This is a genomic window from Microvirga brassicacearum, assembly GCF_008757455.1.
Taxonomy (GTDB): Bacteria; Pseudomonadota; Alphaproteobacteria; order Rhizobiales; family Beijerinckiaceae; genus Microvirga; species Microvirga brassicacearum.
In genome coordinates, this window is the sequence record NZ_VCMV01000013.1 from 248495 (window position 1) to 271153 (window position 22659).

22 protein-coding genes are annotated in these 22659 nt (G+C 61.1%); 7 read left to right on the forward strand and 15 right to left on the reverse strand.

The window, feature by feature from the left end; all coding sequences use genetic code 11:
• The 5 genes from FEZ63_RS08705 to FEZ63_RS08725 form a co-directional block, all read right to left on the reverse strand.
• Entirely contained in the window at positions 1 to 888 is an 888-nt protein-coding gene (locus tag FEZ63_RS08705) for a branched-chain amino acid ABC transporter permease (RefSeq protein WP_150943376.1), read from the reverse strand.
• A 6-nt stretch (positions 889 to 894) separates the two neighbouring features.
• Positions 895 to 1602, reverse strand: coding sequence for an ABC transporter ATP-binding protein (locus tag FEZ63_RS08710; RefSeq protein ID WP_150943378.1), 708 nt, complete (start codon positions 1600 to 1602; stop codon positions 895 to 897).
• Positions 1595 to 2353 carry an ABC transporter ATP-binding protein gene (locus FEZ63_RS08715; RefSeq protein ID WP_150944133.1) on the reverse strand — a complete coding sequence of 253 codons (759 nt, stop codon included), beginning with the start codon at positions 2351 to 2353 and terminating at the stop codon, positions 1595 to 1597. Before FEZ63_RS08715 ends, FEZ63_RS08710 begins: the two co-directional genes overlap by 8 nt.
• 130 nt (positions 2354 to 2483) lie before the next feature.
• Positions 2484 to 3692: an ABC transporter substrate-binding protein gene (locus tag FEZ63_RS08720; protein ID WP_150943380.1), complete on the reverse strand. Its 1209-nt coding sequence runs from the start codon at positions 3690 to 3692 to the stop codon at positions 2484 to 2486.
• Between the two features lie 239 nt (positions 3693 to 3931).
• Positions 3932 to 4267, reverse strand: a complete 336-nt coding sequence (locus tag FEZ63_RS08725) for a hypothetical protein (protein ID WP_150943382.1) — start codon at positions 4265 to 4267, stop codon at positions 3932 to 3934.
• A gap of 126 nt (positions 4268 to 4393) precedes the next feature.
• Between FEZ63_RS08725 and FEZ63_RS08730 the strand changes: the two genes are divergently transcribed.
• On the forward strand, positions 4394 to 4696 hold the full coding sequence (locus FEZ63_RS08730) for an HlyU family transcriptional regulator (protein ID WP_244622710.1): 303 nt from the start codon (positions 4394 to 4396) through the stop codon (positions 4694 to 4696).
• Between the two features lie 18 nt (positions 4697 to 4714).
• On the opposite strand, the gene FEZ63_RS08735 is transcribed toward FEZ63_RS08730, so the two are convergent.
• Both FEZ63_RS08735 and FEZ63_RS08740 read right to left on the reverse strand, forming a co-directional pair.
• Positions 4715 to 5566, reverse strand: a complete 852-nt coding sequence (locus FEZ63_RS08735; RefSeq protein ID WP_420846272.1) for a transglycosylase SLT domain-containing protein — start codon at positions 5564 to 5566, stop codon at positions 4715 to 4717.
• A 210-nt stretch (positions 5567 to 5776) separates the two neighbouring features.
• On the reverse strand, positions 5777 to 6238 hold the full coding sequence (locus FEZ63_RS08740; protein ID WP_150943383.1) for an Lrp/AsnC ligand binding domain-containing protein: 462 nt from the start codon (positions 6236 to 6238) through the stop codon (positions 5777 to 5779).
• 185 nt (positions 6239 to 6423) lie between these two features.
• Between FEZ63_RS08740 and putA the strand changes: the two genes are divergently transcribed.
• Positions 6424 to 10164, forward strand: a complete 3741-nt coding sequence (putA, locus tag FEZ63_RS08745) for a trifunctional transcriptional regulator/proline dehydrogenase/L-glutamate gamma-semialdehyde dehydrogenase (protein WP_150943385.1) — start codon at positions 6424 to 6426, stop codon at positions 10162 to 10164.
• A gap of 54 nt (positions 10165 to 10218) precedes the next feature.
• On the opposite strand, the gene FEZ63_RS08750 is transcribed toward putA, so the two are convergent.
• From FEZ63_RS08750 to FEZ63_RS08780, 7 genes are all read right to left on the reverse strand, one after another.
• On the reverse strand, positions 10219 to 11301 hold the full coding sequence (locus FEZ63_RS08750) for a D-TA family PLP-dependent enzyme (RefSeq protein WP_150943387.1): 1083 nt from the start codon (positions 11299 to 11301) through the stop codon (positions 10219 to 10221).
• Positions 11302 to 11352: 51 nt separating this feature from the next.
• Complete coding sequence (gene uxuA, locus FEZ63_RS08755; RefSeq protein ID WP_150943389.1) at positions 11353 to 12555, reverse strand: mannonate dehydratase; 1203 nt, start codon at positions 12553 to 12555, stop codon at positions 11353 to 11355.
• A gap of 137 nt (positions 12556 to 12692) precedes the next feature.
• Positions 12693 to 13445, reverse strand: coding sequence for a GntR family transcriptional regulator (locus FEZ63_RS08760; protein ID WP_150943391.1), 753 nt, complete (start codon positions 13443 to 13445; stop codon positions 12693 to 12695).
• Positions 13442 to 14215 carry an amino acid ABC transporter ATP-binding protein gene (locus FEZ63_RS08765; RefSeq protein WP_150943393.1) on the reverse strand — a complete coding sequence of 258 codons (774 nt, stop codon included), beginning with the start codon at positions 14213 to 14215 and terminating at the stop codon, positions 13442 to 13444. The genes FEZ63_RS08760 and FEZ63_RS08765 overlap by 4 nt, the downstream gene beginning before the upstream one ends.
• A complete protein-coding gene (locus tag FEZ63_RS08770; RefSeq protein ID WP_150943396.1) occupies positions 14212 to 14871 on the reverse strand; it encodes an amino acid ABC transporter permease in 660 nt (219 codons plus the stop codon). Before FEZ63_RS08770 ends, FEZ63_RS08765 begins: the two co-directional genes overlap by 4 nt.
• Entirely contained in the window at positions 14868 to 15533 is a 666-nt protein-coding gene (locus FEZ63_RS08775; protein ID WP_150943398.1) for an amino acid ABC transporter permease, read from the reverse strand. The genes FEZ63_RS08770 and FEZ63_RS08775 overlap by 4 nt, the downstream gene beginning before the upstream one ends.
• A 97-nt stretch (positions 15534 to 15630) precedes the next feature.
• A complete protein-coding gene (locus FEZ63_RS08780) occupies positions 15631 to 16467 on the reverse strand; it encodes a substrate-binding periplasmic protein (protein ID WP_150943400.1) in 837 nt (278 codons plus the stop codon).
• A 381-nt stretch (positions 16468 to 16848) separates the two neighbouring features.
• Here FEZ63_RS08780 and FEZ63_RS08785 point away from each other — a divergent pair, with 381 nt between their 5' ends.
• Complete coding sequence (locus FEZ63_RS08785) at positions 16849 to 17355, forward strand: GNAT family N-acetyltransferase (RefSeq protein ID WP_150943402.1); 507 nt, start codon at positions 16849 to 16851, stop codon at positions 17353 to 17355.
• An 8-nt stretch (positions 17356 to 17363) separates the two neighbouring features.
• On the opposite strand, the gene FEZ63_RS08790 is transcribed toward FEZ63_RS08785, so the two are convergent.
• Positions 17364 to 18266, reverse strand: a complete 903-nt coding sequence (locus FEZ63_RS08790) for a LysR substrate-binding domain-containing protein (protein ID WP_150943404.1) — start codon at positions 18264 to 18266, stop codon at positions 17364 to 17366.
• Between the two features lie 128 nt (positions 18267 to 18394).
• On the opposite strand from FEZ63_RS08790, the gene argH reads away from it, so the two are divergent.
• The 4 genes from argH (at position 18395) to FEZ63_RS08810 (ending at position 22645) form a co-directional block, all read left to right on the forward strand.
• Positions 18395 to 19801 carry an argininosuccinate lyase gene (argH, locus tag FEZ63_RS08795; protein ID WP_150943405.1) on the forward strand — a complete coding sequence of 469 codons (1407 nt, stop codon included), beginning with the start codon at positions 18395 to 18397 and terminating at the stop codon, positions 19799 to 19801.
• Between the two features lie 79 nt (positions 19802 to 19880).
• On the forward strand, positions 19881 to 20750 hold the full coding sequence (locus tag FEZ63_RS08800) for an ABC transporter substrate-binding protein (protein WP_150943407.1): 870 nt from the start codon (positions 19881 to 19883) through the stop codon (positions 20748 to 20750).
• A gap of 28 nt (positions 20751 to 20778) precedes the next feature.
• Positions 20779 to 21762: an NAD(P)H-quinone oxidoreductase gene (locus FEZ63_RS08805; RefSeq protein WP_150943409.1), complete on the forward strand. Its 984-nt coding sequence runs from the start codon at positions 20779 to 20781 to the stop codon at positions 21760 to 21762.
• 37 nt (positions 21763 to 21799) lie between these two features.
• Positions 21800 to 22645 (forward strand): amino acid ABC transporter permease, encoded by an 846-nt coding sequence (locus FEZ63_RS08810; protein ID WP_150943411.1) that lies wholly within the window; start codon positions 21800 to 21802, stop codon positions 22643 to 22645.
• Positions 22646 to 22659: the final 14 nt, after the last annotated feature.

Sequence of the window (22659 nt, forward strand, 5' to 3'; positions counted from 1 at the left end):
TCATTCCTCCCGACCGAAGAGACCTGCCGGCCTGACGAGCAGAACGATGGCCATCACGACAAAAATCACGATGCTTGAGGCCTCTGGGTAGAACACTTTTGTCAAGCCTTCTAGCACCCCGAGCATATACCCGGTGATGATGGCGCCAAGAATTGAGCCCATGCCTCCGACAACCACCACCGCGAAGACGATGATGATGAGGTTGCTCCCCATGAGCGGGCTTACCTGATAGACAGGCGCAGCGAGCACCCCTGCGAGCCCGGCAAGTGCGGCGCCCAATCCGTAAGTGAGCGTCAGAAGTTGCGGCACGTTTACGCCGAAAGCCTGCACCAATGTGGCGTTCTCGGTGGCGGCGCGCAGGTAGGCCCCAAGACGGGTCTTTTCGATGAGAAGCCATGTCCCCACGCAGATCACGAGGGATGCGATGACAACCCATCCGCGATAGATCGGCAGGAACATGAATCCGAGATTGACGCCTCCGGCAAGTTGGGATGGCGGCGAAAAGGGCTTGCCGGCTGCCCCGAACCAATATCGGAACGCGCCTTCGAAAATGAGGGCGAGCCCGAACGTCAGCAGGAGCCCATAGAGCGGATCAAGCCCGTAGAGACGGCGCAACATCGTGCGTTCGACAACGATGGCCGAAGCACCGACGATCAGAGGAGCGGCGATGAGGGCGGGCCAATAGCCGATGCCCGCGTATTCGAGCAGCAGATAAGCTGCGAACGCGCCCAGCATATATTGTGCGCCGTGGGCGAAATTGATGACCCGGAGCAAGCCGAAGATGACGGCCAATCCAAGACTCAACAACGCGTAGAACGAGCCGTTTATCAAGCCGATGAGAATTTGCCCGTAGAGGGCGGGGGTCGGGATGCCGAAGATGGTGCTCATGCGATCTTAAACCCCGAGAACGTCATGCAACTGGCTCGTATGCGAATCGAGTTCGTGTCCGGCGAAGGAATTGACGATCCGGCCGTCCTCCATCAGATAGAAACGATCGGCGACCTTGCGGGCAAACCGGAAATTCTGCTCGACGAGCAGGATCGTCATCCCGCGTGCCTTCAACGTCACAAGCACATCGCCAATCCGCTGGATGATGACCGGCGCAAGCCCTTCGGTCGGCTCATCCAGAAGCAGAATTTTCGCGCCGGTCCGCAGGACGCGCGCAATCGCGAGCATCTGTTGTTCGCCACCAGAGAGTTTCGTGCCCTGGCTCCATCGCCGCTCGAGCAAATTGGGAAAGAGCTCGTAAATCTCAGCCACGCTCATGCCACCCTCGGCGACCTTTGGCGGAAGCATGAGGTTTTCCTCGACGTTCAGGCTGGCAAAGATGCCGCGCTCTTCGGGTACATATCCCAAGCCGGCCTGGGCAACCCGATGGAGCGGCAGCCTGAGAAGATCGTGCCCTCGCAGGTTGACGACACCCTGGCGCCTTCCCAGAATGCCCATGATCGCGCGAAGCGTGGTGGTCTTGCCGGCGCCGTTGCGCCCGAGCAGCGTCACCGTTTCGCCCTCGCGGATAGCGAGGTCGACGCCGTGGAGGACATGACTTTCCCCGTACCAAGCTTGAAGTCCGCGAACATCGAGGAGCGGTGCATCACTCATGCTCGGTTCCCATATAGGCTTCGCGCACCCGCGGATCCGCACTCACGACGTCGTAAGCGCCATCGGCCAGAATTTCTCCACGAGCCAGGACGGTGACGCGGTCACAGAGGTCGGCAACCACATTGAGATTGTGTTCAACCATCAGAACAGTTCGCTGCTTGGCGATGCGACGGATGAGTTCGGAAATCCGGCCGATGTCCTCGTGTCCCATCCCGGCCATCGGTTCGTCGAGAAGCAGGACTGTCGGATCCAACGCGAGGGTGGTGGCGATTTCGAGGGCACGCTTGCGCCCATAGGACAATTCGACCGCCGGCAGATGCTCATAGCGAGAAAGCCCCACGGCGTCGATGAGCGACATTGCCTGATCGTCGACCTTGGACAGTACGTTCGATGAGCGCCAGAATTGCGTCGCGAGATTGGACGGGCGCTGCAGGGCCACGCGCAGGTTGTCACGGACGCTCAGGTGGGGAAACACGGCCGAAATCTGAAAGGACCGGACGAGACCGAGGCGGGCGACTTCCGCGGGTTTTAAACGCGTGATGTCAGCTCCACGAAACATAATCCGACCTCGAGTCGGCGTCAGGAACTTGGTGAGGAGGTTGAAAACCGTCGTCTTGCCGGCGCCATTTGGTCCGATCAGCGCATGAACCGTCCCCTCGTTCACCGACAGCGTCACGTCCTTCACGGCGAGAAAGCCGCGGAATTCCATCGAGAGACCCGTCGCACTCAGGATCGGTTGGGAATTGACCATCATGCGCTCGTCAATCTCGGGTAATGAGCAGGCGGGCACGCCGGATGGTGGTGCATGCCCGTCGGATTTCGAGGGACTATCGAAGCGTCGCGAACGGGGAACGGTGAACCATTCCCGCTTCCGCCGAGACTTACTGTGTTACCTGACAGCCGCTATCCGCAACGGACAGGAATGCTTCATCGCCGGGCACCTTGGCGAGTTGCTTGTACATGTCCCATTCGCCTTTGCTTTCTTCCGGTTTCTTCACCTGGAAAAGATACATGTCGTAGACCATGCGGCCGTTCGGAAGCACCTTGCCCTTTTTTGCGAAGACGTCCTCGACCGGCATTTCGTGCAGCAGTTTCGCGACAGGCTCGGTTGCATCCGTTCCGGCTTTCTGGATCGCCTTGAGATACTGCAGGACCGTCGAATAGGTGCCAACGTGGATCATGTTCGGCATGCGGCCGGTCTTTTCCATGTACCGTTTGCCAAATGCGCGGTTCTCATCATTCTGATCCCAATACCAGCCCTCGGTCAGCGTCAGGCCTTGTGCGGCCTTGAGGCCGAGTCCCTTGACCTCGGCCAAGGTGAAGAGAAGTGCGGCGAGGCGCGTGCCGCCTTGGGTAATGCCGAACTCGGAAGCCTGCTTGATGGCGTTCGCTGTATCAAGGCCTGCGTTGGCAAAGCCGATCACATTGGCACCCGAGCTCTGCGCTTGCAGCAGGAACGATGAGAAATCGTTGGCGGCGAGCGGGTGACGGACCGCGCCGAGAACTTGGCCACCCTTCGATTTCACGAACTTCGATGTTTCGCCTTCGAGCGAATAACCGAATGCATAATCGGCGGTGAGGAAAAACCATTTGTTCCCGCCGTTCTCGACAAGCGCCCCGCCCGTTCCCACTGCCAGCGCGTGGGTATCGTAGGCCCAGTGGAACCCGTAGGGGGAGCATTGCTTTCCGGTCAGGTCCGTGGTTGCCGCGCCGGTGACCATCGTGATCTTCTTTTTCTCCTTCGACAGGCCCTGTACGGCCAGCGCCACCGAAGAGGTGGTCAGTTCCATGATGGCATCCACCTTCTCGGTGTCGTACCATTGGCGCGCGATGCCGGAGGCGACGTCAGGCTTGTTCTGGTGATCGGCGCTTACGATCTCGATGGGAACCCCGAGCACTTTGCCCCCAAAGTCCTGGACGGCCATTCGGGCTGCTTCAGCGGACCATTTGCCGCCGAAATCCGCGTAGACGCCGGATTGGTCGTTCAAAATTCCGATCTTGACCACGCCGTCCGATGCCTGCTGCGCGTAGGCGGATTGTGCCAGGACGCTGCAACTCAGGACGAACAATAGCTTCTTGAGAACTTTCATAGGCTTTTCTCCCTGTTGTTATCGAAAGTTGAACCAGCCCGACTGTTAGGTCCGCATCGTGAAACTACGAGCGGCGACGGTCAAGGAAGCTAAAGGCGGTTTCAGTCACCCGGACGGCAGCAAGGCTTCATCCTTAAGTCGCATGGGCATCGGCGGAGATCCGACTGGCGAAGGCTCGTCGGCCCTGTTGAAACTCAATCGGCGCAAGGAAAGATTTCCCGCCCCGCGCCACTGCGATCTCATGCCTCTTTCACGACGTGAAGATCCATCGCGTCGATCAACCCGCTGCGGCGCGCCTCCTGGGCGGCAATCTTGGCCTTGAGTTCCTGGAGCGTGCTCCGGTGCGATCCGAATACAGCGATCCCCGCCAGAATAGCTGTGACGCTAGTCAGGAGAATCAGCGCGTCGGATCGCAACAGGCCAAGAACCAGGGCCGCGAGAACAACCGAGCCTGTCGCCATCGCGCCTCTCGCCACAACCATGATTTTCCGACATCGTTCGGCGGCCTCCGCCAGCCTGTCGATTTCTGTTTCGAGGTCGGTGATGTCGTCATGAAGGCTCATGTCGATATTCATTCCATGCCCTTCCCGAACTGACAATCGGGTCCGGATGGCACCTCCTGCTAGACATGACCATCTACGTGGGATGGCAGGGCAGCGTATAATGAGGGGCGAATCAACTCTTTCGGGCGGTAGTCATTCATGGCCACGACATTCAGATCATTCATGACCCGCCTCTTCGGCAGTGGGGAGGGCAATGCGGCAAAGGCCCCGCCATCCGTCGAGCCGACCGAGTATAAGGGCTATCTTATCACCCCTGCTCCCTATCCGGCTAAGGGCCAATATCAGACGGCCGGGCTGATCGAGAAAGATTTCGAGTCCGGTCGCAAAGAGCACCGGTTCGTCCGAGCCGAAACCCATTCCACTATGGAGGATGCGGTGTCGTTTGCGCTGGCGAAAGGCAAGCAGATCGTCGACGAGCAGGGCGATCGAATTTTTGGCTGATCGGCTAGCGATCTCGCTTCAGCTTGGCAGCACGATGCAGCTACCGCCAAGAGAACGAATCTTCCCGCACAACCGATCAGCAATCTCTCGCGAAGCCGCGGGTACCCGAACGCGATAGAATGTTCGGGTTCCTCGACTTCGCAGGCGCGTGCCGATCACCATCGGTTGCACGTCGCCGAGCGCTGCCGCATAGCTTCGGCTCGCCCGAGAGAAGGCGCGCAATGCGCGGTCCTTCGAGAAATTTCCGGCAAGCTGCACGCCCCACGGCGCAAACGGTGCCTCCTCCGGACCATCCTGGCTTGGGCGACGCAGAAGCGCCGTCACCTGCAGGCATGAAAGTGACGGTTCCTCCGACGGATCGGGCTGCTTCTGCCCCTCGCCCTTGCGGATCGCTGCCCAATCCTCGGCCGATTGTCCTGTCACCGCGTACACATAATCCAGCGTCTCAGGGGCGAGGCTTCGCTGGGCTGCGAGCCAGTCCGTCACGCGGGCAGGGCCGCCGTTATAGGCCGCCGCCGCTAGACCGCGATTGCCAAAGCGCGTTGTCAGTTCTGCGATAAACTCCGCCGCCTTGGGGATCGCCTGCTCGGGATCGAACGGGTCTGCCAAGCCGCGCTCGTGTGCGGTGCCAGGCATGAACTGCGCGACGCCCTGTGCGCCGGCGCGACTCGTGACGCCGGTTCGAAACGAACTTTCCTGCCAGATAAGCCTGGTGAGAAACTCGATAGGGATTTCGTGCGATCGCGCGCTATCTTCGATCAAGCGGCAGAGCGCCTGCTCGACTGTTTCCGTAGAGGGCGAGGCCACTGCTGCGGCGATGCTGAAGAGCAAACAGCCGAACGAGGCGCAAAACCGCGCAATTCTTCTAATCGTACCCGATTTCGAGACAGAAGGTCGTTCTTCGGGTATCCGGCCGGACACGGGGTTTGTAACGTCGCGGCCAAACCGACCCCGCACGAATTGGCCAAGATGTAAGTCGATCATATCGGACACGATGCCACCCAAGCGTTGGGCATTATCCTCGCTGCCGACGATCCTGCAATCCGCCACCGCAAGATGACGTGATTGCTGCGGATGGGCTCAGATCGGCAGAGGCCCGTCGTTCTTGACCTCCTCCATCGCCGCATAAGTCCGTGTTTCCTTGACCCCGGGGAGTGACAGCAGGACTTCGCCCAAAAACCGCCGATATGTCGCCATGTCGGCGAGCCGCGTCTTGATGAGGTAATCAAAACCACCCGCCACCATGTGACACTCCAACACCTCCGGTGCACGACGGACGGCCTGGGCGAATTTGTCGAAAACGTCGGGCGTTGTCTTGTCGAGTAGAACCTCGACAAACACCAGGAGACCGAATCCCAGGCGGTGAGGATCAAGTCGGGCACTGAACCCAAGGATGTAGCCTTCCTTCTGAAGGCGCTTGACGCGATCGCTCGTCGCCGTCGGGGAGAGCCCGATCCGGTCTGCCAACTCGTTGTTGGCGATCCGACCGTCCACCTGCAGCACGGAGAGGATGCGGCGGTCAATTCTGTCGATTTCTGTCATAAATCCAGTTTCCCGCGCAAAAAGCGGATTATACGCGGGGAGGCCGCCGAAATCGACTATCGAAATTCGGTCCTGTCGAGCGTAGCTTCACTTCATCCCCACCGATAGGAATGGCCGCAGCGTGCTCGATTCCCACGCGGGACCGCACAGATGCTGGGGATGGGAACGCACCACAGAGAACACGTATGAGCATCGCAAAAGCCGACAATTTTCCCCATGACTCGTCGATCGCCGAGTGGCCTGCTGCCGGGCCGGAGAGAGGTCCGTTCTCGCAGTTTGCGCCGCCGATCCGTCAGCAAGGCGATTTGAGAGCGAGAATCACCCGTGCCTACCGTCGTCCCGAGCCTGAAATCCTGCCCGGTCTCATCGCCGAGGCCACGTTGCCGGCGATGACTGTCGAGGCAGCCGGGAAGGTCGCGGCAAAGCTCGTCAAAAGGTTGCGGGCCAAGCATCGCGGCGGCGGCGTCCAGGGCCTCGTTCACGAATACTCTCTCTCGACCCAGGAGGGCGTCGCCCTCATGTGTCTCGCGGAGGCATTGTTGCGCATCCCGGATCGAGCCACCCGCGATGCGCTCATCCGCGACAAGATCGCCCCTGGGGACTGGCATTCCCATGTGGGCAACAGCCCCTCGCTGTTCGTGAACGCCGCCACGTGGGGGCTTGTCGTCACCGGTAAACTGACATCGGCCACGAGCGAACAGGACCTCTCATCCGCCCTCACGCGCCTGGTGGCGCGCTGCGGCGAGCCGGTCATTCGCAAAGGCGTCGATGTCGCCATGCGCATGATGGGCGAGGAGTTCGTGAAGGGCCAGACCATCGAGGAGGCGATCGAGAACAGCCGTAAACTTGAAGCGGCGGGTTTCCGGTATTCCTATGACATGCTGGGAGAGGCGGCGACCACGGCCGAGGACGCGGCGCGCTACTATACCGATTACGAGCAGGCCATCCATGCCATCGGCAAGGCTTCGGCCGGACGCGGCATCCATGAGGGGCCGGGCATCTCGATCAAGCTGTCGGCACTTCATCCGCGCTACGCGCGTTCGCAGGCCGACCGCGTCATGGGAGAATTGCTGCCGAAAGTGAAGGCGCTGGCGATCCTCGCGCGTCGCTACGACATTGGGCTCAACATCGACGCCGAGGAAGCGGATCGTCTCGAGATCTCCCTCGATCTGATGGAAGAACTGTGCTTTGTCCCGGAACTCGCCGGCTGGAACGGCATCGGCTTTGTCGTGCAGGCTTACGGCAAGCGCTGCCCCGCGGCAATCGACTTCCTGGTGGACCTCGCTCGGCGAAGCAACCATAGGCTGATGGTCCGGCTGGTGAAGGGCGCCTATTGGGACGCCGAAATCAAGCGAGCTCAAGTCGATGGTCTCGACGATTTTCCTGTCTATACCCGCAAGATCTACACGGACGTGTCCTACATCGCGTGTGCCCGCAGGCTCCTTGACGCGCCCGATGCGGTGTTCCCGCAATTTGCCACCCACAACGCTCAGACTCTCGCGACCATTTTCAAGATGGCAGGCGACGACTACCATGCGGGGCAATACGAGTTCCAATGTTTGCATGGCATGGGCGAGCCTCTCTACGAGGAGGTCGTGGGCCCCGCCAAACTGAACCGCCCCTGCCGCATCTATGCCCCGGTTGGCACTCACGAGACGCTGCTTGCCTACTTGGTGCGCCGCCTGCTGGAGAATGGCGCCAACAGCTCGTTCGTGAACCAGATCGCCGACAAGAACATTCCCATCAGTGAACTCGTGGCCGATCCAGTGACGATCGCAAATAGCATCAAGCCTTTGGGCGCTCCGCACCCGAGAATATCGCTGCCGCGGGATCTCTATGGCGTCTCGCGGAAAAATTCCTCCGGCATCGATCTTTCCAACGAACAGGAGCTTGCCGCGCTTTCGGAGATGCTGCTCGCAAGCACTGAGATCGCCTGGACGGCTGTTCCGTTGCTGGGTGATGGGGAGGGCGCAGGAGAGCCGCAGCCGGTGCTCAATCCGGCCGACCATCGCGATCAGGTCGGCACCGTCGTGGAGGCCTCTCCTGAGGCGATCGAAGCAGCGTTCGGACATGCGATCGCAGCCGCGTCCGGTTGGGCCGCGACGCCAGCGACAGACAGGGCGGCCTGCCTGATGCGCGCGGCCGATCTGATGCAAGATCGCATGCCGACACTGCTCGGCTTGATCGTGCGCGAGGCGGGAAAATCGATTCCCAACGCCATCGCCGAGGTGCGCGAAGCCATCGACTTCCTGCGTTACTACGCAGGGCAGGTTCGCGAGGGATTCGATATCTCGACCCACCGGCCGCTCGGCCCGGTGGTCTGCATCAGCCCCTGGAACTTCCCACTTGCGATCTTCACCGGTCAAGTTGCAGCGGCCCTGGCGGCGGGCAATCCAGTGCTTGCCAAGCCCGCCGAAGAGACATGCCTGATCGCCGCCGAAGGCGTGCGCATCCTCCGTCAGGCCGGTGTTCCGGCAGGCGTATTGCAGTTGCTGGCGGGCGCAGGCGAGGTGGGTGCCGCCCTGGTGGGCAATGCCGCCACGCGCGGCGTGATGTTCACCGGCTCGACAGAGGTGGCACGCCTGATCCAGCGCCAGTTGGCGGAGCGCCTTTCCCCGGACGGGCAAACCATCCCCCTCATTGCCGAAACCGGGGGCCAGAACGCGATGATTGTCGATTCCTCAGCTTTGGCAGAGCAAGTCGTAGGCGATGTCATCGCGTCGGCCTTCGACAGCGCCGGTCAGCGCTGCTCCGCGTTGCGGGTCTTGTGCCTTCAAGAAGAAATTGCAGATCGCACCCTTGCGATGCTGAAAGGCGCGGTGCGTGAACTGCGCGTCGGCAATCCCGATCGCCTAGCGACGGATGTGGGGCCTGTGATCAGCGAGGAAGCACGCCGCACGATCGGCCAGCATGTTCAAGCGATGGCAGCGCGCGGCCGCAGCATCGAGGCGGTGCCCCTGCCCGAAGAGGCACGGCACGGCACGTTCGTGGCGCCGACCTTCATCGAGATCGAGAGCCTCGATGAGCTGGAGCGCGAGGTGTTTGGTCCCGTCCTTCACGTGATTCGCTATAAGCGCGAGAACCTGGATCAGCTTATCGATGACATCAACGCTACCGGTTACGGTCTGACTTTCGGTCTTCACACGCGGATTGACGACACGATGGCACGTGTCTCTAACCGCATCGAGGTCGGCAACATTTATATCAATCGCAATATTATCGGGGCCATCGTCGGCGTCCAGCCCTTCGGCGGCTGCGGCCTCTCCGGTACGGGGCCCAAGGCGGGAGGGCCGCTCTATCTGCTGCGCCTCTTGAGCGTCCGGCCGAAGATCGCGCTGGAACTGGACTCCCCAGAGGCGAATCAGGTCCCCGCGCGAGCGTATTGCGAGTGGCTTGTCCGCAATGGCCGCAAAACGGAAGCCGCCCGCGTTCGCGATTACCTCGATCGTTCGCTTGTTGGCGCGAGCATGGAACTTCCCGGGCCTGTGGGCGAGCGCAACATCTATGCGCTGCGCAGGCGTGGGCGGGTCCTGCTCGTACCCGAAACGGAGACCGGACTGCTCCTCCAGGTCGGCGCTGCGCTTGCAACCGGCAACGACATTGCGATTGATGCCTCCGATGCCCTTTTCGGTGTGTTGCGTGAGATGCCCGCAGACCTTGCCGATCGAATCCTGAGGATCGCCGATTGGGGGAGGGCCTATCCAATCGCTGCAGTGCTGGTTGAGGGCGACCAGGAACCCCTGCTCGACATCAACCGCCGTGTTGCTGCACTGGAGGGTCGGATCGTCGTCGTGCAAGGAGCATCCAGTGCCGGCCTGGCATCCGGCGCAGAAGATTATTGCCTCGATTGGTTGATCGAAGAAACGTCCACGAGCATCAACACGGCAGCAGCTGGCGGGAACGCCAGCCTGATGATGATCGGCTGAGCGGCGAGGCGCGCGGTGAAAGCGTCACCGCGCGGTTGGAGGTCGGCACGTCGGTCAGGTCAATCGCCCGCGCGCTGCAACTGGCAGTTCTCCGACGATTTCACCCCCTCTGACGGTGATAAGACGATCGACCATGTTCACCACCACGCAAACATGGTTGGGCACGATACGCACGATATCGCCGACATTGGGGCGTAGGTTGCATGCTGCGAGGTCGAGAAAGCCGTGCTCCTCCGCAAAGCGCGCTATTTTGGCTTCCGGATGCTCAATGATAAGGCCATGACCCTCGAGCCCACCGGTATCGCTGGTCAGGGTTTTTGATCCGGAATCGAGGATGCCGCGGTCGGATTCTGCGCGGCTAACGACAGTGGCGTAAACGGTCAAGGCACAATCCGCGAGGGTCGCCATCCCGGCCGCCAGCATCATCCGGTCGTTGAAGATGTAGGTTCCGGCGCGATGTTCTGTCGTGCCCTTGATCTTTCCGAGGTTGACGAGGCTCGGAGTTCCGCCGGTTGACACTATTCTGGCAGTCAGGCCGGCCTCGTGAATTCCCGCAAGCGCGGAATCGAGAAAGGCTTGTGTGCCGGTAACCGCATCCTCGGGAGCGTAGAACATGAATCCCGCGAACGAGAGCCCGGGTCGAGAGGCGATATCCCTCGCGAGCGCAACCGCCTCGGTGACGCTCGTCACGCCGGCGCGCTTGCGGCCCGTGTCGCATTCCACCAGCACGTCGAGATCGCGGCCTGCAATTTCTGCGGCGCGCGGAAGCCCCGCAATGACCGTCGGATTATCCGCCGCGACCGTAATTTTTGCCCGCGACAGCAACGCACCGAGGCGATCGAGTTTCTGCTCCCCGAGGATGTTGTAGGAGATCAAGATGTCGTCGTGCCCGCCATCGGCCATGACCTCGGCTTCGCCGATTTTCTGGCAGGTGATGCCGCGCGCGCCAGCATCGCGCTGCATGCTGGCGAGAACAGGGCTTTTGTGGGTTTTGATGTGAGGGCGGTTTGCAGTTCCGGCCGCGTCGCAGAGCGCCTGCACCCGGGCGATGTTGCGCTCCACGATGTCAAGGTCGATCACGACAGCGGGTGTTCCGAATTGACGCGCCACTTCCGTCTTCAGGGCTTCGGTGCTCATCGTTCCTCCAGCCAAATTCAAGCAGATCAGCTCAAAATCCACGTTCCGGTATCAGGGCTCGGTCGGAAGCCCTTCGAGTTGTGCGATTGCCATCATGACGCCGCGAATTTCGGCAAGACCGCGGAGGCGACCGATGGCCGGGTAACCGGGATGCGTCGGCTTGCCCACGTCGTCGAGCAGTTCCCGTCCATGGTCGGGCCGGAACGGAATTCGCCAGTCTTCGGCTCCCGCATCGCGCCGACGCTTCTGCTCCTGCAACAGCACACGCACAACCGCTACCATATCCACGTCGCCGCCGAGATGATCGGCTTCCTCGAAAGATCCATCGGGATCCTTGGTCACATTTCGAAGGTGAGCGAAATGAATGCGATCAGCGAAGCGCCTTGCCATGGCCGGAAGGTCGTTCCCCGGCCGTGCGCCGAGCGAGCCGGTGCAGAACGTGAGCCCGTTGCTGTGCGAGGGATGAAGGGCGAGAATGGCTGCAAGGTGCTCCTCCGAGCTGACGATCCGCGGCAATCCGAGCAGCGGGCGCGGCGGGTCGTCGGGGTGAATCCCCATGCGAATGCCGACCTCTTCGGCGGTCGGAATGACCGCGCGGAGGAACCGACCAAGATTCTCCCGCAGCCGGTCCGACGAAACGTTCTTGAAGCGCGCGAGCATCGTGCGCAGGCCCGGAAGGTCATAGCGGTCGAAAGCGCCGGGAAGTCCAGCCATGATATTGGCCAGAAGCTTTTCACGATTGTCCGGCGTGGAAGCCTTGAACCAGGCGCGTGCCCGTTCGAGTACCTCCGGCGCATGGTCGTTCTGCGCGCCTGAGCGTTCGAGCATGAAACAGTCGAAGGCCGCATATTCATGCGCATTGAAACGCAGAGCCCGGCCGCCGCCGGTGACAGGTGCGCGCAAGTCAGTCCGGGTCCAGTCTAGAACCGGCATGAAATTGTAACAGACGGTCCGGATGCCGCAGCTCGCGAGATTACGGAGCGAAATCCGGTAATTCTCGAAGAGCGGTTCGAGGTCGCCATCGCCAATTTTGATGGCTTCGACCACCGGCAAGCTCTCGACCACGCTCCACCGCAAGCCGAGCCCGCGATCGCGTTCAATGAAGCGCTTGCGCGCTTCGATTGCGTCGCGCATCCATACGACCCCTGCGGGAACCTCGTGCAGCGCTGTCACGATGCCCGTGGCACCGGTCTGCCGCACATGAGCGAGGCTGATGATATCGTCCGGTCCCCACCAACGCCAAGTCTGTTCCATGAGCGAGTTGCTCCTTCCACTTCCAAAAATTCTCGTCAGCATCGCCGGTCTGACACCGTCGCCGCAAGGGGCTTGTCGCAATTTCATCAGAAGAGGCAAAAAACCCTGGGTCGTTCAGTCGGCCCGTGTCGAATGCCTCAGGTATCGTCGACGATGAGCTCAGGGTGCGTGGCCGCAAGCGTATCAGACACTTTCAGCACCTCAGAGAGATGCTCTCGCGCCGCATGTTCGGCCGCAGCCACATCGCCCTTGCTAACGGCGACGAGCATCGCCTTGTGCTGGGATATGAGGGTTGAGACAGGTGTCACGTCCGGCAGGCTGAGAAAGCGCAAACGATCGAACTGCGCCTTCTCCCGTTCCAGCACCGCCCAAATGTTGCCCACGTCGATACCGTCGGCGAATGCCCGATGGAACGCATCATCGGCGCGGGTGAAGCGCTCAGGTTCGTCGCGCGCCGCCTCCTGCTCGGCGATCGCCCTGTCCACATCCTTCCGGCTTTCGGCGGAAAGTCCCTGTTCCGCGGCTCGTCGCAGAATCGCGACTTCCATCGCTTCGCGCACAAAGCGCGCGCGGCGTACGGCCTGCAGGGAAATGGGGGTGATAAAGGTGCCACGCTGAGGCCAGACCTCGATCAGACCTTCCTCCACGAGCCGCAAAAGCGCTTCCCTCACGGGGGTCCGGCTTGTCCCGAAGCGGCGAGCAAGCTCATTCTCGGAGACCCGCGTGCCAGGCCGAAGGCGCAGCAGGATGATGTCCTGCCGAATGGTGGCGTGGATCGTGGCGACACTCAAAGGAGCCGACATAGGCCGCGCCACGTCCGCCCCGGCACGCTTCGGAGTCGGGGCGTTTTCCGGCGGCAGTTCGGGCACGACGGCGGGAACCTCTCTCATGCATCCCAGCCCAGATGGCCGAGGAAATCGCGTGTCCGGGCCTGAATCGGTGCATCGAAAATCTGCGCAGGCGGCCCCTGTTCGATAATCTGGCCGCTTTCGAAGACCACCACATGATCGGCGACCCGACGGGCAAAGGTCATCTCGTGAGTAACCACCACCATGGTCATGCCGTCGTCCGCGAGAGCCTTCATCACGTTGAGCACTTCCCCGATGGTCTCTGGATCGAGCGCGGAGGTCGGCTCATCGAACAGCATGACTTCAGGCTCCATCGCCAATGCGCGCGCGATGGCGACACGTTGCTGCTGGCCGCCAGAAAGATTGGCCGGGTAGTTGCCGGCCTTGTCGGACAATCCGACCTTGACCAGCAAAGCTTCTGCCCGCGCTCGCGATTGTTGCTCTGACAGCCCGAGGACGGTCGATGGTCCCATCATGACGTTCTGGATCGCCGTCTTGTGCGGGAACAACTCGAAATTCTGAAACACCATGCCCATGCGCTGGCGCACTTTGCGGATGGACGCGGGATCTCTTGGCAAGGGAACGCCATCGAACAGCAACTCGCCGCCATCCAGCGTTTCCAGCGCGTTCGTGCAACGCAGGAGAGTCGACTTCCCGGAGCCGGAGGGGCCGATGAGGCAAACGACCTGACCTCTCTCTACCTCCATCGAAACGCCCGACAGGGCCACGAAGTCACCATAGAGTTTACGAACGTCGCGGTATTGCAGGACGACTCGAGGAGCGGGCTGCATCGCTAAGGTGGCGGCTGTCATTCTGTGACCCCGAACTTTTTGTGAATCCAATCCGCGATCTTGGCCTGCGGGTATCCCAGCAACCAGTAGATGGCGGCCATGGCGGTCAGCATTTCGATCACGCGGAACGATTGTGACCGGATCTGCATGGCGGTGTGGGCGAGGTCGCCCACGGCGATAACGGAAACCAATGATGTGTCCTTGAACAACGTCACCCAGGTCGTCGCCAGTACCGGCAGCACACGTCGCCACGCCTGGGGAAGAACGATCTTGCGAAAGGCTTGGGCTTCGCTCATTCCCAGCGCGAGCGCTGCCTCGGTTTGTCCCTTGCGGATCGACTTGATGCCGGAACGAAAGGTTTCGGAATTGTAGGCGGTGTTGTTCAGCGACAAGGCCACGAGGCCGGTGATGAATGGCGAAAAGGCGATGCCGAATACAACCGGCATCACGTAGAATGCCCAATAGACCACGAGAATGATCGGCAGATTGCGGAAGAGTTCCACGAAGCAAGTGGCGAGAAGCGCCACCGGCCGAAGGCGCGACTCGCGCAGCATCGCAACGCCGATACCGCATGGGACCGCAATCGCCATCGTCAGGACGGTGAGCGCAATGGTGATGAGCGCACCGCGAGCGAGCGCGCCTGCGCTAGCGGGAATGATCGTCCAATCCAGGTTCATGACCGCCCCAGGAACGCGATGCGCTTGTAGACCATGTCGACGGCGCGAGTGACGGGGAAGATGATGAGAAAATAGATGATCATCACAGTCGAGAAGACCTCGACAGGCGCATAAGACTGGCCCGCCACCGCATCGGCACGGCGCATCAGTTCCGGCACGGCGATGACGGCCGCGATGGCGGTGTCCTTGATGGCGAGCGACAGCAGGGATCCAAAGGCCGGCATCATGCGGACGATCGCTTGCGGCAACACGATCTTGCGGACGATTTGCGGCCCCGACATCCCGAGTGCGAGGCCCGCGCGGACTTGGCCGGGACGGACCGATTCTATACCGGCACGGATGACTTCGGCCACGTAGGCGGCGAGGTGGAACGACAATGCGAAAAGCGCCGACCAGAATGGGGGCAGGTTCCAACCCGTGATGGCAGGGAGGGCAAAATAGATCCACACCAAGACGACGAGCACCGGGATGGCGCGCATCGAATCGATGTAGAAGACAAGCACAACGCGGAGCCACTGTGGCCCATAGCGCCGCGCGAGCCCCACCAGCGTCCCAAGGATAAGACTGCACGCCGCAACGCCGCCGGAAAGCAGCAGCGTAACCTGCAGACCGTCGAGCAGGAAGCGCCAGCTTTGCAGGACGGGATCGTAGTTGAAGTCCATGAGAGGAACCGCTTCAGAGACCGAGACAGGACCGGCGAGAAGGCGACGATGCCGGACGTATTGCCCGGCATCGGCTGATCGATTGCGCGGCCGCGAATTACATCGTTTCGACGATGTGCTCTTCTTCCTTCTGGAGGGCCGGCAGCATCGGCTCGGAGATGGATTTCAGCCATTTGAGGAATTCCGGCTGGTTCTTATCGAGCGCGAGACCGATCTCGTTGGCGGCTTCCGTGCTGTCTTGGCAATTGTTGCCATGCGGGAGAGCCGCGAGACCCTTCACCTTCTTGTTCAACGCGATCCACGGAATGCGGTTGATGGGCGTGACATCGGAACGGCGGGCCATGATTTCCTCGACGGGTGCCGCGGTGCCGGCGCTCGAGACGCCACGCAGAACTGCCTTTGGGAAACGCTGCTTCACCCAATTCTCCTCACCGCCACCAGTGAAATACGCAATCGTGACGTCTGGGCTGTTGAAATCGTCCACCGACTTCGCATTCGCCACCTTGGGATTGTCCGCACGCCCAAAGACGCACAGGCTGGTCTTGGAGTAGGTAACGAAATCCACCACGTTCTGGCGCTCCTTCGTGACGGAGAGCGGCGAGATGGTGAGATCGACCTGATTGGACGCCAGAACCGGAACCTTGGTCTCATGGGAGACTGGAACGGCGACGAGTTTCACGCCGAGGCGCTTGGCGTATTCTTTCGACAGTGTCCATGCTGGCCCGGCCCATGCTTCGCCCGACCCTTTGGTATCTTCAATCAGCCACGGCGGGTTTGACAATACGCCCACGCGCAACTGACCGGCCTTTTTGATCGCGTCGATCCGCGCGCTCGATCCCGGGGCGGGCACGTCCTGCGCGTGCGCGGCCCCCATCGCCACTCCGAGACCGAGGACGGCGGAGGCAAAGAGACGAGTTGTTCGTGAAAACGGCATGAGCGTTATTCCCTATCTTCTTTGATGGCTGGACGCGGCAGACTGGCTTGACGCCAATCGGCTCGGAGCTTGAGCGGAAGCCGTGCTTTTTGGCATGTACTCTAGTATACAAGTCGTCGCGCAAATCAACATGGATCTGCTTCTGGTGGCCACTACATCAGGGTGGCATGCAGCAGTCTTGGAAACAATGAAGCGCGGAAAGCCGCCGGTGGCCTGAATTTCCGAGGTGCCGAAATTGCGACGGGCGAGCACCGGCGGTGCGGCACGCGCTGGCAATCTCGTGCATTGGAAATGCGCGAGGATCGTGCCCGTCACATCCGTTTCCTTTCCGGAAATGATTGGGTACCTTCCGCGGCACGAGAAACTCAAACGAACCACGTGATGTCGGATAACAATATTGAATTCGCCCGTGCGTCCGAGGCCGCAATCGTCGGCGCGTTGATAAGAACGATGGATCGATACTACCGACCCGGTGAGGACCTGCTGCCGGAGACAGATTACGCGGCCATGGTGGCGCAGACGCTGGAACAGCAGGAGGGAACCCGCTTTCTCCTGGCACGAGCGCCTGACAATCGACCCGTCGGACTAGCATGCATCACGATCATGCGTCCCGGCCGAGATTTGAAGGGATTGCTGTACCTGAAGGATCTCTTTGTCGTTGCCGAGGCGCGCGGACAGGGAGTCGGAAGCCGGCTCCTGCGATTTCTCGCGCGTTTCGCGACGCAAAACGGGATTGCACGCATGGATTTTACGACGGACCGCGCCAATCTCGCGGCGCAACGCCTCTATGCATCCCTCGGCGCCGTCGTCCAGGAGAAGGTCTATTATACTCTTCCCGTCGATGCATTGCGACGTCTCGCAGACGGCGGCCCGTCGGCGGATTTTTAGCGCGTTCGCTAAACGCGGCCTTCAGATTGGCGGGCTTCGCTCAAGATCCAGTCGCGCAAGATGGCGAGGTCTGCGTGCAACGGGCGGGAAGCGGGAGTCGTCAGCCAATAGCCATTCTTGCTCGAGAAGCCGAGGCCGAGAGGGTTGACGAGTTGACCGCTCGCAAGCTCGTCGAGAATCAAGCTGCGAGGGACGAGCGCAAGTCCTTGGCCACTGATTGCCGCGCGAATGACCAGCGCGTAGTAGCCAAATCGGATGACGCGAGGCGGCCTGAAGTCCGAAAATCCACAGGCTGCGCCGAAATCGCTCCAGCGCAAAGGTGTCTGTAAATGGTCGAGAACCGGAAAATTGCGAACGTCGTCGGCAGCGTTCAGTCCGCCGTTCCGCGCGATGAGATGCGGGGAGCTGGCGAGGACGACGTCGCGCCCGAGAACGTAGTTCGCATCCCAGCCGGGCCACGTGCCATCTCCGAAACGGAACACCGCATCGGCTTCCTCCAGGGTGTCGCTCGGCGCGAAGGTGGTGAATTGAATATCGATTCTCGGATGGAGTTCCGCGAACCGCGAAAACCGCGGCATGAACCACCGGTCTCCAAGAATAGGTAGCACATGCAGGCGAATGGTGGGCTGCGACGAACGCAATCCCGCCAAGCGCACTGCGGCTGTTTCCAGCGCGCCGAGCGCGAGGCGCGCCTGCTCGATGTAGATGACCCCCGCTTCGGTGGGCGCAAGGCCGCGGCTGGTGCGCGTGAAGAGGCACATGCCCGCGAGCTCTTCGATGCTCTTGAGTTGCTTGCTCACGGCACTCTGCGTGAGGTGCAGCGCCTGCGCCGCAGACGAAACCGTTCCATGCTGCGCGAGGGAAACGACCACGCGCAGTGCAACCGTGGTCGGAAGATGTGTTCTCGTCATTGTGTCCGCCTCGACCGAGAGGGGAGGCCGCAATGCGGCTATTCCATTTCGGACTACCTTCGAGGAAATCAATTCAATTGTCCACATCTGATGCCGGTGCAAGCATTTGAACATCAGGAGAAATGCAAATGACCCAGCCCGTCCGCCTTTGGGGAGCCCGGTTCCGCACACCGCCCTCGCCGGCACTGATGCGGCTCTCCCGCGCCCCGGAGAGCTATTTTCGCCTTGTGCCCGAGGACATCAAATCTTCGATCGCCCACGCGCGTGAACTGGTGCGGGCGGGGATTCTGACGGAGGGCGAAGGAAACAAGATTGCAGAAGTGTTGGCTGCGATTGGCGAGGATTTCGCGGCTGGTAAGATCGCGCCTTCTCAGGCCGACGAAGATATTCATACGTTCCTTGAGCGGGTCCTGACAGAACGGCTTGGGACCATTGGCGGCAAGCTGCGCGCCGGGCGCTCGCGCAATGACCAGGCTGCAAACGATCTCAAGCTTCACCTCCGCGGTGCGGCACGCCGGATCGTTGAGGCCGTACTTGCTCTGCAGGACGCCCTGATCGCGCAGGCGAGCGAGCATCAGACGACGCTCGCTCCAGGCTTTACGCATCTGCAACCTGCGCAACCGATCTCGTTTGCGCATCAACTTCTAGCCCATGCGCAGGGTTTCTCCCGCGACGTCGAGCGGATGCAGGATTGGGATCGCCGCTCAGCGCGTTCGCCGCTCGGTGCCGCTGCTTTGGCCGGCTCGGCCATCGCGCTGCACCCGGAATTGTCCGCACGGGAACTTGGCTATGATGCGCCGTGTGAGAATTCGATCGACGCGGTCGGCAGCAGAGACCACGTGGCGGAATTTCTGTTCGTCGCCGCCATGCTCGGCGTCAATCTGTCTCGGTTGGCAGAAGAGATCTTCCTCTGGTCGTCCAAGCAATTCCGATGGGTCGTGCTCGACGATGGCTACGCCACCGGCTCGTCGATCATGCCGCAGAAGAAGAACGCGGATATTGCCGAGCTTACGCGCGGCCGCGCGGCGCGGCTGATCGGCGGGCTGAACGCAATGCTCGCCGCCCTGAAAGGTCTTCCCTTCGCGTATAATCGCGACCTCTCGGAAGATAAATGGGCGGCTTTCGAAGCCATTGATACGCTCGATCTCGTCTTGCCGGCGATGTCCGGAATGATCGCAACGATGACGGTCGACCGCGACCGGCTGAAGCTGCAATCGACCGACGGCTTTACGCTCGCGACCGAGGTCGCGGATTGGCTCTCGCGAACCGGCGTCCCGTTTAGCGAGGCTCACGAGATCACCGGTTCACTCGTCCGCTATTGCGAAGAAAAGGGCCTCGACCTGTCGGCGCTTTCGCCGGCAGATCTGGCCGCGGTTGATGCCCGTTTGACAGCCGACGTGCTGCCATGCCTGACCGCGGAAGCGGCGGTAGCAGCCCGCAGGGGATACGGCGGGACAGCACCAGAACGAGTGGCCGAGCAGATCGCCCGGCTGAAAGAAACGCTTGCTCGGCAGCGCCAGTGGGTGACTGGCTAGCGCAGAGAGACCCTTCGACAAGACCAACAACAGAGTTGCGGCCCAACCGCGACCTTCATTCAAACCAAAGGGAACTACGATGATGACATGCTATTCGCTTGGCGCGGTCCGGTCGCTCTCGATCGGTCTTGGAACTGCTCTCGTGATGTCGATTCCTCTGGCGGCTTCCGCGCAGACGGCGGCAGCGGCCTTGCCTGAGAAGATCAAGACCTCTGGCTCTATCGTCGTCGGAATCGAATCCACATATCCGCCCATGGCTTATAAGGATCCGAAGTCCAACGAGCGCATCGGCGTTAACGTGGACCTCGTCGAAAAACTTGCCAAGGAACTCGGCGTTTCGGTGAAATGGGAAGAGATGAGCTTCGAACAGCTCATGACCTCTCTCACGACAGGACGCATCGATATGATCGGCACTGCGATCAGCGATCTACCGTCGCGCCGCGAGAAGCTCACCTTCGTCGATTACCTGGTAACCGGCGCTCAGCCATTCACGACGAGCGGCAAGAAAGACAGCATCAAGACCGAGGCCGATCTTTGTGGCAAGACAGTAGGTGCACCCCGCACCACCAATTACTATCCGGTGGCGATCGCCTGGAGCGATAAAAACTGCGTCGGCGCCGGCAAGACGGCGGCGACCGTCAACGGCACGGCAGGCGCCACCGCAACGCGCCTTGATCTCAAGCAGGGCCGACTCGACGCTGCCGTTCTCGGGCCGGAATACGTCGCCTATCTGATGGCGGATGAGCCGGGCGTGTACGCGCTGGCGGGCGAGCCGTTGATCAAGACGTTGTTCGGGTTTGCGTTCAACAAGAACGAGACAGCCTTGCGCGACGCGGTTGCCACTGCCTTGACAGCGACCATGAAGAGCGGAGCCTACAAGCAGGTGCTGCAGAAATACGGTCTCGAGCGACAGGCGATCACTGACGTGACGATCGACGCCGGCACCTGAGCACCGACACTCATCAGCGGAGACCAATATGCGCGCCGTGATCCTCACTCACGTCGGCGGGCCGGACGCTCTTTCTCTGGCCGAGGTGCCTGATCCTCGGCCGGCGACCGGCCACGTCGTCATCGACGTTCATGCGACAGCATTGAACTTCGCGGACCTTCTCCAGCGTCGCGGGACCTATGGAACTCCGGCGGAACTCCCCAGCATCCTCGGGATCGAATGCTCCGGAACGATATTGGAGATCGGGCCAGATGTGGAAGGTTGGGCGGTGGGCGACGAGGTCTGCGCGCTGACCTCGGGTGGAGCCTACGCGGAACGCGTGGCCGTCCCGGCTACGCAGCTCCTACGGAGACCCCGTGGCATCGACCTGATGACGGCGGCCGCTTTGCCCGAGGCCGCGTGCACGGTGTGGTCGAATCTTATCGACATTTCCGGCCTTGCGGCCGGGGATGTCCTTCTCGTCCATGGTGGGGCAGGCGGCATCGGCACCTTCGCGACGCAGACGGGGCGGACGATGGGCGCTCGGGTTTTTGCAACCGCCGGCAGTGCCGACAAGCTCGAGCGTTGCCTTGAACTTGGCGCGGAGCGGGCGATTTCCTACCGGACGGAGGATTTCGTCGCTGTGATGCACGAGGAAACAGCCGGCCGCGGGGCCGACGTGATCCTCGACAATATGGGTGCCTCATATCTTGCCCGGAACATCGATGCGCTTGCACCAGACGGGCGGATCGCAATGATCGGGCTTCAAAGCGGGCGCGAGGGGCAGATCCCGCTGGGCCGCATGATGGGCAAACGCGGATCCTTGTTCACGACCTCCCTGCGCGATCGGCCGGCGGCCGCGAAGGCGCGGATCGTTGCCGGCGTCAACCGCGATCTGTGGCCTCACCTTGAGGCGGGCCGGATTTTGCCAGCGGTCGACAAGACCTTTGGCCTCTCGCAGATGGCCAACGCCCATCGATATATGGAAGACGGGCGGCACATTGGAAAAATCCTCATAAGCGTGAAACGATGAGACTGGTTCAGAAGAAGACCCGAGGGAGGCACAGCCGATGACCGATACTGTCTATCAAGTCAGCCATCTCACGCTCGTCCCGCGCCGCCATTACGGGAGGATGATCGGAGCGGCGTTCGTCTGCGCGGCACTTGCCGCCATTGTGCACGCCTTTGCGGTCGGTCAGATCGAATGGAACTATGTGGCGGAGTTCCTCACTGTCCCGGCGATCATGAGCGGTCTCGTCAACACGGTCGTCATGGCGCTTTTGGCGATGGTTCTGGGTATCGTACTCGGCGTCATCTTTGCGATCATGAGATTGTCCCACAATCCCGTCCTGTCAGTGACGGCACTCGGGTATGTGTGGCTCTTTCGTGCGATCCCGGCACTGTTGCAGCTGCTTCTGTGGTTCAACCTCGCGCTGGTCTTTCCAACAATCAGCATCCCCGGAATTTTCTCCGTGCCGACGGTTGCCGTGATGACGCCGTTTGTCGCCGCGCTTCTGGGACTTGGCATTCAGCAGGGCGCGTTCACGGCCGAAGTGGTGCGCGCCGGTCTTCTCTCCGTCGATCAGGGACAATACGAAGCGGCGCAGACGATCGGGATGACGCGTCTCAAGATGCTGCGGCGGATCATCATGCCGCAGGCCATGCGTGTGATCGTCCCACCAGTCGGCAACGAGTTCATCGGCATGGTGAAACTGACATCGCTCGCAAGTGTCATCCAATACGCCGAGATCCTGCACAGCGCTCAGAATATCTACTACGCCAATTCGCGGGTCATAGAACTGCTGATCGTCGCATCGATCTGGTATCTCCTGGTGGTTACAATTCTCAGCCTTATTCAAGGTCGCGTCGAGAAATATTACTCAAAGGGCGTTGCTTCACCGGCGAATGCGAAGTGACGGAGGTGAAGGAC

Excerpts from the sequence above, each read along its gene's own strand:
- FEZ63_RS08705 (WP_150943376.1), bottom strand. The coding sequence starts at position 888 with ATGAGCACCATCTTCGGCATCCCGACCCCCGCCCTCTACGGGCAAATT.
- FEZ63_RS08710 (WP_150943378.1), bottom strand. The coding sequence starts at position 1,602 with ATGAGTGATGCACCGCTCCTCGATGTTCGCGGACTTCAAGCTTGGTAC.
- FEZ63_RS08715 (WP_150944133.1), bottom strand. The coding sequence starts at position 2,353 with ATGGTCAATTCCCAACCGATCCTGAGTGCGACGGGTCTCTCGATGGAA.
- FEZ63_RS08720 (WP_150943380.1), bottom strand. The coding sequence starts at position 3,692 with ATGAAAGTTCTCAAGAAGCTATTGTTCGTCCTGAGTTGCAGCGTCCTG.
- FEZ63_RS08725 (WP_150943382.1), bottom strand. The coding sequence starts at position 4,267 with ATGAATATCGACATGAGCCTTCATGACGACATCACCGACCTCGAAACA.
- FEZ63_RS08730 (WP_244622710.1), top strand. The coding sequence starts at position 4,394 with ATGGCCACGACATTCAGATCATTCATGACCCGCCTCTTCGGCAGTGGG.
- FEZ63_RS08740 (WP_150943383.1), bottom strand. The coding sequence starts at position 6,238 with ATGACAGAAATCGACAGAATTGACCGCCGCATCCTCTCCGTGCTGCAG.
- putA (WP_150943385.1), top strand. The coding sequence starts at position 6,424 with ATGAGCATCGCAAAAGCCGACAATTTTCCCCATGACTCGTCGATCGCC.
- FEZ63_RS08750 (WP_150943387.1), bottom strand. The coding sequence starts at position 11,301 with ATGAGCACCGAAGCCCTGAAGACGGAAGTGGCGCGTCAATTCGGAACA.
- uxuA (WP_150943389.1), bottom strand. The coding sequence starts at position 12,555 with ATGGAACAGACTTGGCGTTGGTGGGGACCGGACGATATCATCAGCCTC.
- FEZ63_RS08760 (WP_150943391.1), bottom strand. The coding sequence starts at position 13,445 with ATGAGAGAGGTTCCCGCCGTCGTGCCCGAACTGCCGCCGGAAAACGCC.
- FEZ63_RS08765 (WP_150943393.1), bottom strand. The coding sequence starts at position 14,215 with ATGACAGCCGCCACCTTAGCGATGCAGCCCGCTCCTCGAGTCGTCCTG.
- FEZ63_RS08770 (WP_150943396.1), bottom strand. The coding sequence starts at position 14,871 with ATGAACCTGGATTGGACGATCATTCCCGCTAGCGCAGGCGCGCTCGCT.
- FEZ63_RS08775 (WP_150943398.1), bottom strand. The coding sequence starts at position 15,533 with ATGGACTTCAACTACGATCCCGTCCTGCAAAGCTGGCGCTTCCTGCTC.
- FEZ63_RS08780 (WP_150943400.1), bottom strand. The coding sequence starts at position 16,467 with ATGCCGTTTTCACGAACAACTCGTCTCTTTGCCTCCGCCGTCCTCGGT.
- FEZ63_RS08785 (WP_150943402.1), top strand. The coding sequence starts at position 16,849 with ATGTCGGATAACAATATTGAATTCGCCCGTGCGTCCGAGGCCGCAATC.
- FEZ63_RS08790 (WP_150943404.1), bottom strand. The coding sequence starts at position 18,266 with ATGACGAGAACACATCTTCCGACCACGGTTGCACTGCGCGTGGTCGTT.
- argH (WP_150943405.1), top strand. The coding sequence starts at position 18,395 with ATGACCCAGCCCGTCCGCCTTTGGGGAGCCCGGTTCCGCACACCGCCC.
- FEZ63_RS08800 (WP_150943407.1), top strand. The coding sequence starts at position 19,881 with ATGATGACATGCTATTCGCTTGGCGCGGTCCGGTCGCTCTCGATCGGT.
- FEZ63_RS08805 (WP_150943409.1), top strand. The coding sequence starts at position 20,779 with ATGCGCGCCGTGATCCTCACTCACGTCGGCGGGCCGGACGCTCTTTCT.
- FEZ63_RS08810 (WP_150943411.1), top strand. The coding sequence starts at position 21,800 with ATGACCGATACTGTCTATCAAGTCAGCCATCTCACGCTCGTCCCGCGC.